Origin of the sequence: Oerskovia merdavium, from assembly GCF_014836755.1 — a bacterium.
GTDB classification, from domain to species: domain Bacteria; phylum Actinomycetota; class Actinomycetes; order Actinomycetales; family Cellulomonadaceae; genus Oerskovia; species Oerskovia merdavium.
In genome coordinates this window covers 71,080-87,154 of record NZ_JACSQF010000011.1, presented here as the reverse complement: position 1 = coordinate 87,154, position 16,075 = coordinate 71,080, and the positions used below count along the sequence as shown (strand labels likewise).

The window sequence follows — 16,075 nt, the reverse complement described above, 5'->3', positions numbered from 1 at the left end:
CCCAGGTCGCCCCGGTCCTCCGGGGCCACGCCGCGAGCCTAGTCGACGAGCGTGCCTCCACGTCTCAGCACGTGGCGCGAGGTCGCGGGCCCGGTCGGCTACGGAGCGTCCGGCGAGGGCCGGTGGCCAGCGGCGGAGGGATCGTAGGCGTGCGCGATCGTGAACCGGACCGTCGTCCCGCCGCCCTCGGTCGGCTCGAGCCAGATGCGGCCGCCGTGGTACTCCACGATCCGCTTGCACAGCGCGAGGCCGATCCCCGTCCCCTCGTAGACGTCCTTGGGGTGCAGCCGCTGGAAGATGACGAACACCCGTTCGGCGTACTGCGCGTCGATCCCGATCCCGTTGTCGACCACGCTCAGCTCCCACGAGCGCTCGCTCGCCCGGACGCCGACGTGGACGACCGGCGGACGCTCCGGGTCGCGGAACTTGATCGCGTTGCCCACGAGATTGACGAGGAGCTGTTCGAGCAGCGCCTTCTCTCCCCGCACCGTCGGGAGCGGGTCGTGCGTCACGACGGCTCCCGTCGCGGCGATCTTGTCCTCGAGGTCCGACAGGGCCACCGCGAGCGCCTTCTCGAGGTCGACCTGGACCCGCTCGGTCCCGGTCCGCCCGACGCGCGAGAACCCGAGCAGGTCCTGGATCAGCCGCTGCATGCGCTTGGCGCCGTCGACCGCGAACTCGATGTACTGGTCCGCGCGGTCGTCGAGCTGTCCGCCGTACCGTTTCTGCAGCAGCTGGGTGAACGACGCGACCTTGCGCAACGGCTCCTGGAGGTCGTGCGAGGCGACGTAGGCGAACTGCTCGAGGTCACGGTTCGACCGCTCGAGCTCCTGGGCCTGGGCCGCGAGCAGCTCGTGGGAGAGCTCGACCTCCTCGTGCGAGGCGCGGATCTCGGCCACCTGGCTCACGAGCTCCTGACGCATGTGCTCGATGTCGATCGCGAGCGCCCCGATCTCGCCGGGTGCGCTGACCGCGACCGGCTGCCGCAGCCGACCGCCGCTGACGACCCGGACCTGGTGGGCGAGGGAGGTCACGGGCTCGGTGATCCATCGCTTGAGCACGCTCCACAGGACCGCGCCCACGAGCAGCGCAGCGAGGACGAGGACGACGACCGAACCGAACAGCACCTGCGTCCAGCTCTCGAGCGCCTCGACCTTCTCCGACCGGACGGAACGCAGGACGGTGATGTAGTCCCTCGTCGCGACCCGGGCGTCGTCGAACAGTCGGGCGCCCTCGAGCTTGTCGTCGGTCGTCACGGCGTCCGGGGCGCCGTCCTGGACCTTCTGGACGGACGGCAGGGCGTACCCCAGCGCCCACTCGTGGATGGCGGTCGACGCCCGGTCCAGGGCGGCCGCCACGGGAGGGGACACCGAGAGCACCTCCGACGTCGCGTCGTCGTGGAGGGACACGGAGCCGTCCGAGCCGATCGAGCGCTCGAACGGCTCGAGGTTGACCTCGGCCCCCGTCGCGAGGAAGGCCCGCACCGACGACTCGGCGTCGACGAGCGAGATGTAGGCCGTGTCGGCCTGGGTGATGGCGGTGAAGTAGGGGTTGGTCACCTCGTCCTGGATGCGCACGACGTTGACGAGCGCGACGACCGAGGTCACGAGGACCGCGAGGAGGATCGCCGCGGCGACCACCAGGAGGACACCGAGACGGCGCCGCAGGGACGCGCCCTGCGGGGCGGTCCTCGCAAGGATCTCGGGCTCGCGGTCGGTGCCCGGCCGCCTGCCGTCCGCAGCGTCGGTGCGGGTCGGGGACGGCGCGGGCGTCGCGGGGCTCGCGGAGGCTGCACGAGGCTCGCCCTCGGCAGGCGCTCCCCCCGCCGCCGCCGGGTCTGTCGTCACTGCGACCACTCGTCGGAGTCTGCGAGGGTCGCGGTCCGCTCGCCGCGGGCTGCCTGGTCCGGTCCGCCCCACCCGACGACGAGGACCGCCGCGTCGTCGGCCAGCGGCCCGCCGTGCAGGTCTCGGACGCGGCGGAAGACGCGCTCGACGAGCCCCTCACCCCCGTGCGTGATCTCCGTGTCGACCGCGGCGAGGAGCCCCGCGACCCCCAACCGCTCCCGGCGACCAGGCGCCCCGGGGACGAAGCCCGTCCCGGGGACCGCCGGATCCTCCGCCAGGGTCGCCTCGATGAGCCCGTCGGTGTAGAGCATGAGCGCCCAGGGCGCCTCGAGCTCCACGTGCTCGGCGCTCCAGCCCCCGCCCACGGGGATGCCGAGCGCCCGACCGCGCGACGTCGTCGGGAGCTCCGAGCACGAGTCCTGCAGGAGCAGCGGCGGCATGTGCCCCGCGAGATAGAGGTCGACCCCCGAACGGTCGGCGGAGATGACGACCTGGCACAGCGTGACGAACACCTCGGGGCGGGCACGCTCAGGTACCAGGACGCGCTCGACGAGCGGCAGGATCTGGTCGGGGGCGACGTCCGACAGGACGAGCGTGCGCCAGGCCGTGCGCAGCGTCGCCCCGAGCGCGGCCTCGTCGGGTCCGTGCCCCGCGACGTCACCGATGAGGCACAGGACGCTGCCGTCGCTGCGCTCGACGGCGTCGTAGAAGTCGCCGCCGAGCAGCCCGTTGCCCCCCGGGATGTAGCCGACCATGACCGCGATCCGCTCGTCCGAGACGAGTGCCTTGGGCAGGAGGGCGCGCTCGAGGCGCGCCGTCTCCGCGGCACGAACCTCGCTGCGGTACAGCGCGCGCTGCTGCTCCTTGGAGCGACGCCGCTGCACGGCATACCGCACCGAGCGGCCGAGGAGGTCGCCGTCGACCTCGCCCTTGACGAGGTAGTCGTCGGCGCCGGCTGCCACGGCCTGGACCCCGAGGTCGATCCCGGTGTGCCCTGTCAGGACGACGAGGGCCGGCGGGTTCGGCCGCGACTGCAGCCGCTCGACCGCGGACAGGCCCACCGCGTCCGGCAGACCGAGGTCCAGGAGGATGCAGTGCACGTCGTGCTGGCCGAGCTTCTCCAGGGCGGCGTCGAGCGCGGTCGCGCGGTGCAGCTCGACGTTGACGCTCGCGTCCTCGAGCAACGCCTCGACGAGGATCGCGTCCCCGTCGTCGTCCTCGACGAGCAGGACCCGCAGCAGGTCCTCGGGCGACAGGACGTCAGGGGCCCCGTCCTGCGCACGGGGCGGCACCGGGTCAGTCACCACGACGCGCACTCCCCACTCTCGCCATGGTTCCCGATCGTAGAGGACAGCGCTGCCTCGCGGTGGGATGCGGAGGGACCTCCTGTGCCGCCCGGCGTGCCGGGCACACCGGCACCGACGGGCGAGCGGCAGGTCCGCGCCCCGGTCCGCGCCTCGGTCGGATGGCACCCGAGACCGCGCGGATCGGCAATAATGGACGGCTGCATCGCGGGGGTGCGCGAGCGGGCCACGTGGGACCAGAGGACAGGACGGATCAGGGTGCGCGAGACGAGCGACCGGACGAGCGGGACACGGGCTCCGGACGGACAGGTCCCGGCCACGCCGGACCACCAGCCCTCCGGACGGCAGGAGGAGATCGGCAAGGAGCAGGTCGTCGTCGACACGCTCTACGGCCGCCTCGACGAGCTCCGCGCCGCGACCCGGGCCCGCCTCGCAGGCGTCCGCCGCGGCGGCCCCTCGGGCTCCCCCCAGAACCGCAGCGAGCGCGACGCGTTCGCGACCCTCTACGAGGACAGGCTCGCTCAGCTCGAGTCCGTCGAGGAACGCCTGACCTTCGGGCGCCTCGACCTCGACGACGGCACGACGCGCTACGTCGGCAGGATCGGCCTGTCCGACGAGGACCACGCCTCGATCCTGACCGACTGGCGGGCTCCTGCCGCCCAGGCCTTCTATAGGGCGACCGCCGCCCACCCCGACGGGGTGCGACGCCGTCGGCACCTCGTGACCAAGGGACGCAACGTGACCGGGCTCGAGGACGAGGTCCTCGACCTGTCGTCCGACGCGGCCACGCAGTCCTCGCTCTCGGGCGAGGGAGCCCTGCTCGCCGCGATGGCGGCCGGGCGGACGAGCCGGATGGGCGACATCGTCGCGACGATCCAGGCCGAGCAGGACGCGATCATCCGCTCCGAGCTCGCGGGAGCGCTCGTCGTCCAGGGCGGACCGGGGACGGGCAAGACCGCCGTCGCGCTGCACCGCGCGGCCTACCTGCTGTACGCCCACCGCCGGCTGCTCGAGCGCTCGGGCGTCCTGCTGGTCGGCCCCAGCCTGTCCTTCCTGCACTACATCGACCAGGTCCTGCCCTCGCTCGGCGAGACCGGGGTCGTGAGCACGACGATCGCCGAGCTGCTCCCGGGACTCGTCGCCGACGGCGAGGAGTCTCCCGAGGTGGCCCGCATCAAGGGCCGCGCGTCCTGGGCCAGGATCGTCCAGCGGGCGGTCCGCGCGCGCCAGCGCGTGCCCGCCGAGGACCAGCACCTGCGCATCGACGGGCACGACCTGGTGGTCCGACGCTCCGACGTGCGCGACGCGATCGCCAAGGCCCACCGCACGCACAAGCCGCACAACCTCGCGCGGGTCCCGTTCGTCCGCGAGATGCTGGGCCGGCTCGCCGACCAGTACCTGGCCGAGCTCGGCGGGCCGGTCGCGCCCGAGGAGCGGGCCGAGGTGATCGACGACCTGCGACGCCAGCGCGAGATCCGGATCGCGCTCAACCTCGCCTGGATGCCGCTGACTCCCGAGCGCCTGATCGAGGACCTGTTCGTCAAGCCGCACCGCCTCGCCGAGGCGGCACCCGACATGTCACGTGCGGACCGCGCGGCTCTCGCCCGTCCCAAGGGTTCGCCCTGGACGCCCGCCGACGTGCCGCTGCTCGACGAGGCGGCCGAGCTCCTGGGCGAGGACGACCAGGCGGCGCGCGCCCAGGCCAAGGCCGAGGCCGCGGACCGCGCGGCGAACCTCGAGTACGCGCGCCAGGTCCTGGAGTCCTCGGGGGCCGGCGGCGGGATCGTCGGTGCCGAGATCCTCGCGGACCGCTTCGGCGGCGGCGGATCGCGGCTGACCACGGCCGAGCGGGCCGCCCAGGACCGTACGTGGACCTACGCGCACGTCGTGGTCGACGAGGCACAGGAGCTCTCCGCGATGGCGTGGCGCGCCCTGGTGCGTCGGTGCCCCACGCGGTCCATGACGATCGTCGGCGACGTCGCCCAGACGTCCTCCCTCGCGGGCGCCCGGTCCTGGGCGAGCATGCTCGACCCGCTGCTGCGCGACGCGTGGCGGCAGGCGACGCTGACCGTCAACTACCGCACACCCACCCAGATCGCGGACACGGCGCAGCGGTTCGCGGCCGCGTCGGGCCTCCCGACGTCGTCGCTCACCTCGGCGCGCGACGTCCCGGGCGCGCTCGTCCTGGCCCCGGTCGAGGGCGGGGCAGGTGTGGGTCACGAGGTCGTCGCGCGGGTCCGTGCGGCCCTCGCGGAGTTCGTCGGGCCCGACGGCGCGGGCCGGGTCGCGGTGGTCGCACCGGCCGGGCGCGTGACCGAGGTGCGCGAGCAGCTGGTCGAGGCCCACGGCTCGACGCCGCTGCTCACCGGTCCGGCCGCTGCCCTCCCCGGCGCGCTCGCCGCAGCCCTGACGGTCCTGAGCCCCACGCAGAGCAAGGGCCTCGAGTTCGACGCCGTCGTCCTGGTCGAGCCGGCCGAGATCCTCGCCGGGACCTCGGGCGCCTCCGACCTGTACGTGGCCATGACACGGCCCACCCAGCGGCTCGTCGTCGTGCACGCCCAGCCCCTGCCCGCCGGGTTCGCCGACTGAGAGGCGCGCGTACCGGCCGGGCGACCGGCCGGTACGCGGCCACGGCGCGGGGCGCTCGCACGGCGTCCGGCGGTCCGGGCCGGGCGTCCGAAGGACAAGACTCGTTTGGTGCTCATGGCAACTCGGAGCACCATAGGGAGGTGCTACGCGCCCTCTTCCTCGAAAACCTGCACCCACTCGCCACCTCGATCTTCGAGTCCGCCGGTATCGACGTGACCGTGCGATCCGGGGCCATGGACGAGGCCGAGCTGATCGAGGCGCTCCAGGGCGTCAACATCCTCGGCATCCGGTCCAAGACCAACGTGACCGCCCGCGTCATCGAGTCCGCACCGGACCTCGTCGCGATCGGCGCGTTCTGCATCGGCACCAACCAGATCGACCTCAAGGCCGCTGCCTCGCACGGCGTCGCGACGTTCAACGCCCCGTTCTCGAACACCCGGTCGGTCGTGGAGATCGCCCTGGCCGAGATCATCGCGCTGACCCGTCGCCTGACCGAGCGCGACCGCGCGCTCCACGACGGCATCTGGGACAAGTCGGCCGAGGGCGCGCACGAGGTCCGCGGCCGCACCCTGGGCATCATCGGCTACGGCAACATCGGGACCCAGCTCTCGGTCGTGGCCGAGGCGCTCGGCATGTCGGTCATCTTCTACGACACGGCCGAGAAGCTCGCACTGGGCAACGCCCGCCGCATGGACACCCTCGACGAGCTCCTCGAGACCGCCGACGTCGTGACCCTGCACGTGGACGGTCGGGGCGGGAACGCCGGCCTGTTCGGCGAGAAGCAGCTCTCGCGCATGCGCCCGGGCTCGATCCTGCTCAACCTCTCGCGCGGCTTCGTCGTCGACACGGGGGCACTGCGCGAGGCCATCCTGTCCGGTCACCTGTCGGGCGCGGCGATCGACGTCTTCCCCGAGGAGCCCAAGAAGCGCGGCGACCACTTCGAGTCTGACCTCCGTGGCCTGCCGAACGTCATCCTGACCCCGCACATCGGTGGGTCCACGGAGGAGGCGCAGGAGTCGATCGGCCAGTTCGTCGCCGGCAAGCTCCGCGACTACCTCGCCACGGGCTCGACCACGCTGAGCGTCAACATGCCCGGACTCGCCCTGGAGCAGAGCACGGGCGTGAGCCGCATCGCGCACCTGCACCGCAACACCCCGGGTGTGCTGGCCGCCGTCAACGCCGTGCTCGCGGAGCACGGCACCAACATCGAGGGGCAGATGCTCGCGACCCGCGGCGAGCTCGGCTACGTGGTGACCGACGTCGGCTCGGAGCTCGAGCCGGCCGCGATCGAGGCGCTGCGTGCGATGGACGCGACCGTCAAGCTCCGGGTCCTGTCCTGACCCGCTAGGAAGACCTGCTACGACGAAGGGACCGCACCCGTGGGTGCGGTCCCTTCGTCGTAGCAGGCGGGCCGGGCAGTGCCCAGCAGCGCGGCTCAGCCGGACTTGCGGCGGAACGTGCGCTGCACGGGTCCGACGGTCTCCGAACCGTGGACGGTGCCCGTGTTCGAGCCCCCGTCCGCGGTGCGGTGGCTCGCGGCGTTCTTGCGGTCCAGCGCCTCGCGGAACTTCGCCTTCGCGTCCTCGCTGGGCGTGGTCGCTGGTGTCTCGTCCTTCGACGTCGTCATCGGCGGGCCTCCTTGCTCTCGGTGGAACGGGTACGCCTGAGGGCGCTCCCCTGCCCCCAGCCTGGCGTACGCCGATCGGTAACGCCAGCGAATACGACCGGGTACGGTCGAGACATGTCGCACAAAACACCGGAGAGCACCGATGGCATGAAGTTCCGGCCAGCCGGCAGGTCAGGGCTGAGCCTGCCTGCCCTGTCGCTCGGACTGTGGCAGAACTTCGGGGACTCCACGCCGTACGCCGTGCAGCGCGAGCTCGTGCTGCACGCCTACGAGCGAGGGGTCGTCCACTTCGACCTCGCGAACAACTACGGCCCACCTCCGGGATCGGCCGAGGCCGGGTTCGGTCGCGTGCTCGCGAGCGACCTGCGCGGACACCGCGACGAGCTCCTCCTCTCGACCAAGGCCGGCTACCGCATGGGACCTGGCCCCTACGGCGAGGGTGGGTCGCGCAAGTACCTGCTGTCCTCGCTCGACGCCTCGCTGCGGCGCCTGGGGGTCGAGCACGTGGACGTGTTCTACTCCCACCGGTACGACCCGACGACCCCCCTGACCGAGACGATCGGTGCCCTCGCCACGGCCGTGACCTCGGGACGCGCCCGGTACGCCGCGATCTCGTCCTACTCGGCCCGCCGTACCGCGCAGGCGCTCGAGATCGCCGCGGACCTGGGCCTGCCGCTGGTCCTGCACCAGCCGTCCTACTCGATCCTGAACCGCTGGATCGAGGAACCGGGGACCGACGGTAGGACCCTGCTCGACGTCGCCGGTGACTCAGGGACAGGTCTCGTCGTCTTCTCACCCCTGGCCCAGGGCATGCTGACCGACCGCTACCTCGACGGGGTGCCCGACGACTCCCGCGCCGCGCGCGGCGTCTCGCTCCGTCCCGAGTTCCTCTCGCCGGAGAACCTCGCCCGGGTCCGCGCGCTGCACGAGATCGCGTCGGGTCGCGGCGAGTCCCTGCCACAGATGGCGCTCGCCTGGACTCTCCGCGACCCGCGGGTGACCTCGGTCCTGGTGGGCGCGCGCACCACCGCCCAGCTCGACGAGAACCTGCGCGCGCTCGAGGCTGCCCCGTTCTCCCCCGCCGAGCTCGCGGCGATCGACGCCGTGTCGCTCGAGACGGCCCCGGACGGCACGTCGCGTCCGCTCGACACCGGCATCAACATCTGGGCCGATCGGTCGAGCAGGCTCTGAGCACCGACCGGCCGCTGCGGACTGCGCCTACCCCCTGCCGACGCGGTTCACACCCCGACGGGACGCGGCTCGCCCAGCAACGGGTCCGCGCGGCCACCTGGTCACGCCAGGTGCGAAGCCCCTCCCGCGGGTGCGGGGTCCTCCTGCGCATGGTCGACGGTCCCGGAGCCGTCGAGCTCACGCACCGCGTCCTCCCGAGCCTCACGCTCGGCGCGCAACGAGTTGATCGCGGCCTCGAAGTCCTCGAGCGAGTCGAAGGCCTGGTAGACGCTCGCGAAGCGCAGGTAGGCGACCTCGTCGAGCTCGCGCAGCGGGCCGAGGATCGCCAGGCCGATCTCGTAGGCGTCGAGCTCGGCGCTGCCTCCGGCCCGCAGCGACTCCTCGACGCGCTGGGCCAGCACCGCGAGATCGTCCTCGTTGACCGGTCGCCCCTGGCAGGCCTTGCGCACGCCGGTGACGATCTTCTCCCGGCTGAACGGCTCGGTCACTCCCGAACGCTTGACCACGGACAGGCTCGCGGTCTCGATCGTGGTGAAGCGCCGGTTGCACGCAGGGCACTGGCGGCGACGACGGATCGATGCGCCGTCGTCGGAGGTCCGTGAGTCGACGACCCGAGAGTCCGCGTGCCGGCAGAACGGACAGTGCATGGGAAAGGTCTCCTGTGCTGGTCGGCCTGGCTCCGGAGCGGCCGCTCCGAAGGTGCGCCCCGAACGTACGTCGCCCGCTCGGCGACATGCAAGGCGCCTCGCGCCGGGCATCGGTCACAAACGGAGAACGGAGGTGGCCGAGAACCGGCCACCTCCGTCGGGACGCCCCCGTCCCCATCTCACGCCCGCGACTCGCCTCGCGGACGTCGACGCAACTGCGGAGACGCAGCGATGCGCGTCTCCTCCTCACCGACCGACCCCCCAGCCGGGTTGGTGAGGCAGTACTAACTTAGGGGAACCTAAGGGCAGTGCGCAACCCCTGCTCCAGGAGCAAGACGCCGGGACACGGCCGGACCAGGCACGACTCGCGCCGCCCCGGCCCCTCGGGGTGACACGTCACCCCTCGTCCACAGGGAGCAGCAGCTGCTGCCCGACCTGAAGACTGGTCGAGGAGAGCCCGTTGAGGGCCATCAGCTCGTCCACGAGGTCACGCACGTCGCGATCTCCCCCGGCGAGAGCCGCAGCGTGCTGCCAGAGCGTCTCGCCGGCCTCGACCGCGTGCACCGTGACCTCGCGCGGCTCGCCGGGTCCCGAGGCGAAGGCCTTCCCGCCCCACAGCACGACGAGCGCCATGAACCCGAGGACGAGCGCCGTCAGGACGACCCGACCGCGCCGCGTCAGGCGGAGGGGGCGTTCCGACGCCGACTCCTGACGCCGTGCCGCACGCCACTCGTCGATCGACACCACTGCGCTCATGTCCACTCCTTCGCCAGGGGTGCCCGAACCGCCTTCCCCGGTCGGTTCGAACACCTGTACGTCGAACATCTGTACGATTTCTATCACCGACGGCGCGTGTTGTCGAGACATGCTCGAACATGTGTTTGATTCGTGTCGCGCGGTGACCTACGCTGGACCTGTACCGGTCGTCCGATATGTCGGGCCCCTTCGGGGCGCGCGCAGGCGACCGGGAGCTCTTCGAGGAGACGGTGCCGCGCGCGGCGCTCTTTCCGCAGGACAAGGACCGGAACGGCCGAGCAGGGCGGAGACGACGATGGCGGGACGGGTGGCCGACACCACGGGCAGGCTCGCGAAGGTGCACGAGCTCCCCGACCCTGCGACGGGCGGGGACGGGCTCACGGCACGCCAGCGCCTGGTCCTCGAGACGATCCGGGCGTCGGTCGAGCAGCGCGGCTACCCGCCGAGCATGCGCGAGATCGGCGAGGCCGTCGGCCTGACCAGCCCGTCGAGCGTCAAGCACCAGCTGACGACGCTCGAGCGCAAGGGCTACCTGCGCCGCGACCCCAACAGGCCCCGCGCCATCGAGGTCGTCCAGACCGACGACTCGCGCGGGATCCGCGCTCTGCCCGGCAGCGGCTTCCCGCGCGTGGAGGGCGTGGACCCGGCCGAGGACTCCCCCGAGCGTCCCACCCCGTCGTACGTCCCCGTCGTGGGGCGCATCGCAGCCGGTGGTCCCATCCTCGCCGAGCAGGTCGTCGAGGACGTGTTCCCGCTGCCCCGTCAGCTCGTGGGCGACGGTGAGCTCTTCCTGCTGCGCGTGTCGGGCGACTCCATGATCGACGCGGCGATCTGCGACGGCGACTGGGTCGTCGTCCGCCGCCAGCCCGTCGCGGAGAACGGCGAGATCGTCGCCGCCATGATCGACGGCGAGGCGACCGTCAAGACGTTCAAGCGCATCGACGGGCACGTCTGGCTCATGCCGCACAACGAGGCGTACCGCCCGCTGTCGGGCGACGACGCCCAGGTGCTCGGCCGCGTCGTCTCGGTCCTGCGCAGTCTCTGACCTGCCCCCTCAGCACCCTGCTCCTGCATGACGAAGGGGACGGCCGCACAGGCCGTCCCCTTCGTCGTCCGAGGTTCGCCGACCAGCGACCCCAGGACTCTCGCGCGAGAACCCGCTCTAGCGAGTCGCCGTCACAGCCCGAAGCTCTTCGCGACCGCGCGCACCGAGTCCGCCGACGAGCGCAGACCAGCGAGCTCGATGTCGGACAGCGGGACCTCGATCCGCTCCCCGCACCCTCGCCGCTCGAGCAGCGACGGCACCGACAGGCACACGTCGCTGATCCCGTGGAAGTCCTCCAGGAGCGAGGAGACGGGCAGGACCCGGTGCTCGTCGTCGAGGATCGCCTCGATGATGCGGGTGGCGGCGAGCGCGACCGCGTAGTTGGTCGCGCCCTTGCCCTCGATGATGCGGTAGGCCGACTGCACGACCTCGTGCGCGATGTCCTCGCGCACCTCTGCGGTGAGCGGCCCGCGGCCCGTGAGCCCCTTCCAGTCGAGCAGAGGGACGCCGCTGATGGTCGCGGAGCTCCAGAGCGGGATCTCGCTGTCGCCGTGCTCGCCCGCGATGTAGGCGTGGACGTTCTGCACCGCGACGCCGCAGTGCTGCGCGACCAGGAAGCGCAGGCGGGAGGAGTCCAGGACCGTCCCGCTGCCGAAGAGCTGGTTCGCCGGCAGGCCGGAGTACTTGAGCGCCGCGTACGTCACGACGTCGACCGGGTTGGTCACCATGATGTAGATCGCGTTGGGTGCGACCTCGACGAGCCCCGGCAGGATGTTCCGGACGAGCGAGATGGTCGCGCCCGCGAGGTCCAGGCGCGTCTGCCCGGGCTTCTGCTTGGCACCCGCGGTGAAGACCACGACGTCCGCGTCGGCGCACACCGCGACGTCGTCGGATCCCTCGACCTTGGCCATGGGCATGAACTGGATGCCGTGCTGGAGGTCGAGGACCTCGGCCTCCACCTTGGTCTTGTTGATGTCGAGGAGGCTCACGGTGTGAGCGGCCCCTCGCATGAGCGCCGCGTAGGCGAGGGTCGATCCGACGGAACCTGCGCCGACGATCGCGAGCTTGGTGGTACGGGCGGGCACTGTGCCTCCTGGACGTTGTGCGGCAGGCGTCCGGCCGCCGCCGGGGCAGCGGCCGCGTCCACCGCGTGGACTGCCAGGTCTCAGCCTAGGGCGGACAGGCGCTCGAGCGCAGAGAGGACGACACGTCGGTCGGTCGTGGTCCAGAAGTCCGGCATCGACTTGGTGAGGTAGGACCCGTACCGGGCCGTCGCGAGGCGCGGATCGAGGACCGCGACGACACCGCGGTCTGCGGTCGACCGGATGAGCCGGCCCGCCCCCTGAGCGAGGAGCAGGGCCGCGTGGTTGGCCGAGACCTGCATGAAGCCGTTGCCCCCCGCGGCCTCGACCGCGCGGGCGCGCGCCGACTTCACCGGGTCGTCGGGGCGAGGGAACGGGATCCGGTCGATGAGCACGAGCTGGCAGCTCGGCCCGGGGACGTCCACGCCCTGCCACAACGACAGCGTGCCGAACAGGCACGTCCGCGGGTCTGCGGCGAACTCCTTGACGAGCGTGGGCAGCTGGTCGTCGCCCTGGCACAGGACGGGGACGTCGAGCCGATCACGCATGGCCTCGGCGACCGCGAGCGCCGCGCGCCGCGACGAGAACAGGCCCAGGGTCCGCCCGCCCGCCGCCGTGATGAGGTCGGCGATCTCGTCGAGCTGCCCGTCCGTCGCGGCCTCGCGGCCGGGCTGAGGCAGGTGCTTGGCGATGTAGAGGATGCCCTGCTGGGGGTAGTCGAACGGGCTGCCGACGTCCAGACCGCTCCAGGTCGCCCCGTCGTCGTCGAGCCCCAGGGAGCGGGCCACGGGGTCGAACGTCCCTCCGAGCGCCAGGGTCGCCGACGTGAAGACGCCCGTGCGCTCGGTCAGGAGGTTGGTCCGGATGAGACCGGCCACCGCGAGCGGCGCGGCGTGCAGCCTGCTCACGCCGTCCCCGCTCCACCGGCCGTCCTCGCCCGCGCGCGAGCACCACAGGACGTCGTGCCCCGTGGGGTCCTGCGCCATGCGCTCGGCGATCTCGAAGACCTGGAGCATGGTGGCCTGAGCCATCTTCATCCCGGTGTCGGGCTGCGCCTGGGGGCCGCCCGAGGTGTCCGGCTTGAGCGCGCTGAGCACGGTGCGCGCCGCGTCACGGACCGCCGCGACGGCCGAGCGCGCGTCGTCGGGCAGGCCGTCCGGGAAGCGCTCGGCCGGCAGCGAGGCGACCACGGTCCCGAACGCGCCGATCGCGAGGTCGAGGTCTGTCGTCTGCACGCCCCCGTGGCGACGCGCGAGCCGTGCTGCGTGCTCGATGATGGGCACCGAGAGGTCGGCCGTGGCGGCGGCCGTGACCCGGTCGCTGAGCTCGTGGGCCTCGTCGACCACGACCACGCCGTGCTCGGGCAGGACCCCGGGCGAGCCCGACGCGGCGATGCCGAGCATCGCGTGGTTGGTCACGACGACGTCCGCCTCGCGCGCGCTCGTGCGGGCCTGGTCGGGGAAGCAGTCGTCGATGAGCGGGCACTTGGCCCCCAGGCACTCGAGGGCCGTGACCGAGACCTGCCGCCAGGCCTTGTCCGAGACGCCGGGCACCAGGTCGTCCCGGTCGCCCGTCGTGGTCTCCTGCGCCCACTCGCGCAGCCGCACGACCTGCTCGCCGAGCGCTGCGGCCCCCGACGCCGCGCCCGGAGCGGGATGCTCCGCGACGCCTGCACGCTCGCCGCCCGTGGGCAGGTCGAACAGCGTGGGTTCGTCGGCCGGGTAGCCCCCCTCGATCTTGTGCTGGCACAGGTAGTTGTGCCAGCCCTTGAGGAGGGCGATGCGGGGCTCGCGCGGGAGCTTGTCGGCGACGGCCTGGGCGACCAGCGGGAGGTCTCGCGTGATGATCTGGCGCTGGAGCGCGAGGGTCGCGGTCGAGACGATGACGCGCTCGTCCTCGCACACGGCGTGGCGCACCGCGGGCACGAGGTAGCCGAGCGACTTCCCGGTACCGGTGCCCGCCTGGACCAGGAGGTGGTCAGGGCCACCCGAGCCGTCGATCGCGGTCGCGACGCTCACGGCCATCTGGTGCTGGCCCGCGCGGCGCCCGCCGCCGAGGGCGCCGACCGCGAGGTCGAGCAGCTCCTCGACGTCAGGGGTCGCAGAGCCCGTGGTCAGGGTGGTGGTGGTCTCCTCGGGCACCCCGGAAGTCTACGGCGACCCTCCGACACGACGATCCTGGACCCTGCAAGGGCAGCCCGCGCAGGCGCCTGGGCACGCCCGAGCAGGGGCCCGGGCTCCTCGAAGCCCGGGCCTCGCGCGCTCAGGCGCGGACGGCGACCGCGTGGAGCTCGAGCGCGAGCCCCTCGTCGACGCGTGCGAGCAGGCGCGTGCCCGTCTCGACGTGCTCCTCGAGGTCGATCTCGCCCGTGAGGTGCACGCGGTTGACCAGGTCGCCCCGGTGGTAGGGCACCACGAGGTCGACCGAGACGTCGGGCCGCGGCAGCTCGTCGGAGATGAGCTGGAGCAGGTCGTCGATCCCCTGCCCGGTGTGCGCCGAGACCACGATCGTGCGTCGCTCGCGCCCACGGATGCGGGCCACGACGTCGGGGTCGGCGATGTCGACCTTGTTGAGCACGACGATCTCGAGCACCTGGTCGATGCCCGGGATGTCCGCGAGGACGTGACGGACCGCGGCGATCTGCCCCTCGGGATCGGGGTGCGACGCGTCGACGACGTGCAGCAGCAGGTCGGCCTGGCCGACCTCCTCGAGCGTCGAGCGGAACGCCTCGACGAGCTGGTGCGGCAGCGCGCGGACGAACCCGACCGTGTCCGCGAGCGTGTAGACGCGCCCGTCCTCGGTCTGCGCGCGCCGCACCGTGGGGTCGAGGGTCGCGAACAGCGCGTTCTCGACGAGCACCCCGGCGCCGGTCAGCGCGTTGAGCAGGCTGGACTTGCCCGCGTTGGTGTACCCGGCGATCGCGACCGACGGGATGGCGTGGCGCTTGCGCGAGGACCGCTTGGTCTCGCGGGCCGGCGCCATCGCGGCGATCTCGCGCCGCAGCTTGGTCATGCGGTCGCGAATGCGGCGGCGGTCGAGCTCGATCTTGGTCTCACCGGGACCGCGCGAGCCCATGCCTGCTCCCGCGCCACCGACCTGGCCACCGGCCTGGCGGGACATCGACTCGCCCCAGCCGCGCAGACGCGGGAGCAGGTACTCGAGCTGTGCGAGCTCGACCTGCGCCTTGCCCTCCCGCGACTTGGCGTGCTGGGCGAAGATGTCGAGGATCAGCGCGGTCCGGTCGACGACCTTGACCTTGACGATGTCCTCGAGCGCACGTCGCTGCGAGGGCGCGAGCTCGCCGTCGATCACGACGGTGTCCGCGCCCGTGGCCGCGACGACGCCGGCGAGCTCGGCGGCCTTGCCCGAGCCGAGGTACGTCCCGGGGTCCGGCTTCTGGCGACGCTGGAGCACGCCGTCGAGCACCTGGGACCCCGCCGTCTCGGCGAGTGCCGCGAGCTCGCGCAGCGAGACCTCGGCCTCGGCCGCCGCGGCGTCGCCGCTGCCCGTGTAGAGACCGACGAGCACGACCTTCTCGAGGCGCAGCTGGCGGTACTCGACCTCGGTGACGTCCTCGAGCTCGGTCGAGAGGTTGGCGACCCGTCGCAGCGCCGTGCGCTCGGCGAGCTCGAGCTGCTCGCCGTCGTAGACGGAGTGCTGGGTGCCCCCCTCGGCGCGCGCGGTCCCCGCCCGAGCGAGCACCCGTGCCACGACGTCACCGGCGATGTCGCGCTCGGGGCGCTCCACGATCTCCGGTGCGGTCTCGGGGGTGGGGTTCGCAGGGGTCTGGGTCATGGGCCGCCTTTCAGCTGAGGGTCCGGGCCCCGGGTCCGTGTGACCTGGGCCGGTCGACGCCGTCCGGAAGACGCTCCGGTCGGCATGTCGTACAACAAGCGTGGCACGCCGGATCGTCCCGGCGCGAACCTATTCGCCGCGAGCGCAGCCTTTCACGCCCGCAGCGCCCGCGGGAACCGCCCGTGCGGGGCG

The 16,075-nt window shown here is 72.5% G+C and carries 12 protein-coding genes; 4 read left to right on the top strand and 8 right to left on the bottom strand.

Going from position 1 to position 16,075, the window contains the following annotated elements; all coding sequences use genetic code 11:
• Window positions 1-98: 98 nt before the first annotated feature.
• Together H9641_RS11825 and H9641_RS11820 are read right to left on the bottom strand one after the other, a co-directional pair.
• Window positions 99-1,847: a sensor histidine kinase gene (locus tag H9641_RS11825; protein WP_318244541.1), complete on the bottom strand. Its 1,749-nt coding sequence runs from the start codon at window positions 1,845-1,847 to the stop codon at window positions 99-101.
• A complete protein-coding gene (locus H9641_RS11820; protein WP_318244540.1) occupies window positions 1,844-3,154 on the bottom strand; it encodes a PP2C family protein-serine/threonine phosphatase in 1,311 nt (436 codons plus the stop codon). The genes H9641_RS11825 and H9641_RS11820 overlap by 4 nt, the downstream gene beginning before the upstream one ends.
• 351 nt (window positions 3,155-3,505) lie before the next feature.
• Here H9641_RS11820 and H9641_RS11815 point away from each other — a divergent pair, with 351 nt between their 5' ends.
• Both H9641_RS11815 and serA read left to right on the top strand, forming a co-directional pair.
• Window positions 3,506-5,740 carry a HelD family protein gene (locus H9641_RS11815; protein ID WP_318244553.1) on the top strand — a complete coding sequence of 745 codons (2,235 nt, stop codon included), beginning with the start codon at window positions 3,506-3,508 and terminating at the stop codon, window positions 5,738-5,740.
• 140 nt (window positions 5,741-5,880) lie between these two features.
• Window positions 5,881-7,080, top strand: coding sequence for a phosphoglycerate dehydrogenase (gene serA / locus H9641_RS11810; RefSeq protein ID WP_056648818.1), 1,200 nt, complete (start codon window positions 5,881-5,883; stop codon window positions 7,078-7,080).
• Window positions 7,081-7,175: 95 nt separating this feature from the next.
• On the opposite strand, the gene H9641_RS11805 is transcribed toward serA, so the two are convergent.
• The gene (locus tag H9641_RS11805; RefSeq protein ID WP_056648816.1) at window positions 7,176-7,367 is read right to left on the bottom strand and encodes a DUF5302 domain-containing protein; all 192 of its coding nucleotides are present in this window, start codon (window positions 7,365-7,367) and stop codon (window positions 7,176-7,178) included.
• Between the two features lie 114 nt (window positions 7,368-7,481).
• Between H9641_RS11805 and H9641_RS11800 the strand changes: the two genes are divergently transcribed.
• Entirely contained in the window at window positions 7,482-8,558 is a 1,077-nt protein-coding gene (locus H9641_RS11800; protein WP_191803984.1) for an aldo/keto reductase, read from the top strand.
• A 101-nt stretch (window positions 8,559-8,659) separates the two neighbouring features.
• Here the strand turns inward: H9641_RS11800 and nrdR are convergent, their stop codons facing one another.
• Together nrdR and H9641_RS11790 are read right to left on the bottom strand one after the other, a co-directional pair.
• Window positions 8,660-9,205, bottom strand: coding sequence for a transcriptional regulator NrdR (nrdR, locus tag H9641_RS11795; RefSeq protein ID WP_191803982.1), 546 nt, complete (start codon window positions 9,203-9,205; stop codon window positions 8,660-8,662).
• Window positions 9,206-9,601: 396 nt separating this feature from the next.
• Complete coding sequence (locus H9641_RS11790) at window positions 9,602-9,961, bottom strand: LysM peptidoglycan-binding domain-containing protein (RefSeq protein WP_191803980.1); 360 nt, start codon at window positions 9,959-9,961, stop codon at window positions 9,602-9,604.
• Between the two features lie 295 nt (window positions 9,962-10,256).
• Here H9641_RS11790 and lexA point away from each other — a divergent pair, with 295 nt between their 5' ends.
• Window positions 10,257-11,006 (top strand): transcriptional repressor LexA, encoded by a 750-nt coding sequence (gene lexA / locus H9641_RS11785; RefSeq protein WP_191803978.1) that lies wholly within the window; start codon window positions 10,257-10,259, stop codon window positions 11,004-11,006.
• Between the two features lie 131 nt (window positions 11,007-11,137).
• Here the strand turns inward: lexA and H9641_RS11780 are convergent, their stop codons facing one another.
• The 3 genes from H9641_RS11780 to hflX all read right to left on the bottom strand — a co-directional run bounded on the left by H9641_RS11780 (window position 11,138) and on the right by hflX (window position 15,883).
• Window positions 11,138-12,091 carry an L-lactate dehydrogenase gene (locus H9641_RS11780; RefSeq protein ID WP_191803976.1) on the bottom strand — a complete coding sequence of 318 codons (954 nt, stop codon included), beginning with the start codon at window positions 12,089-12,091 and terminating at the stop codon, window positions 11,138-11,140.
• Between the two features lie 80 nt (window positions 12,092-12,171).
• Window positions 12,172-14,229 carry an ATP-dependent DNA helicase gene (locus H9641_RS11775; RefSeq protein ID WP_318244539.1) on the bottom strand — a complete coding sequence of 686 codons (2,058 nt, stop codon included), beginning with the start codon at window positions 14,227-14,229 and terminating at the stop codon, window positions 12,172-12,174.
• 121 nt (window positions 14,230-14,350) lie between these two features.
• Window positions 14,351-15,883 (bottom strand): GTPase HflX, encoded by a 1,533-nt coding sequence (gene hflX, locus H9641_RS11770; RefSeq protein ID WP_191803974.1) that lies wholly within the window; start codon window positions 15,881-15,883, stop codon window positions 14,351-14,353.
• Window positions 15,884-16,075 lie beyond the last annotated feature (192 nt).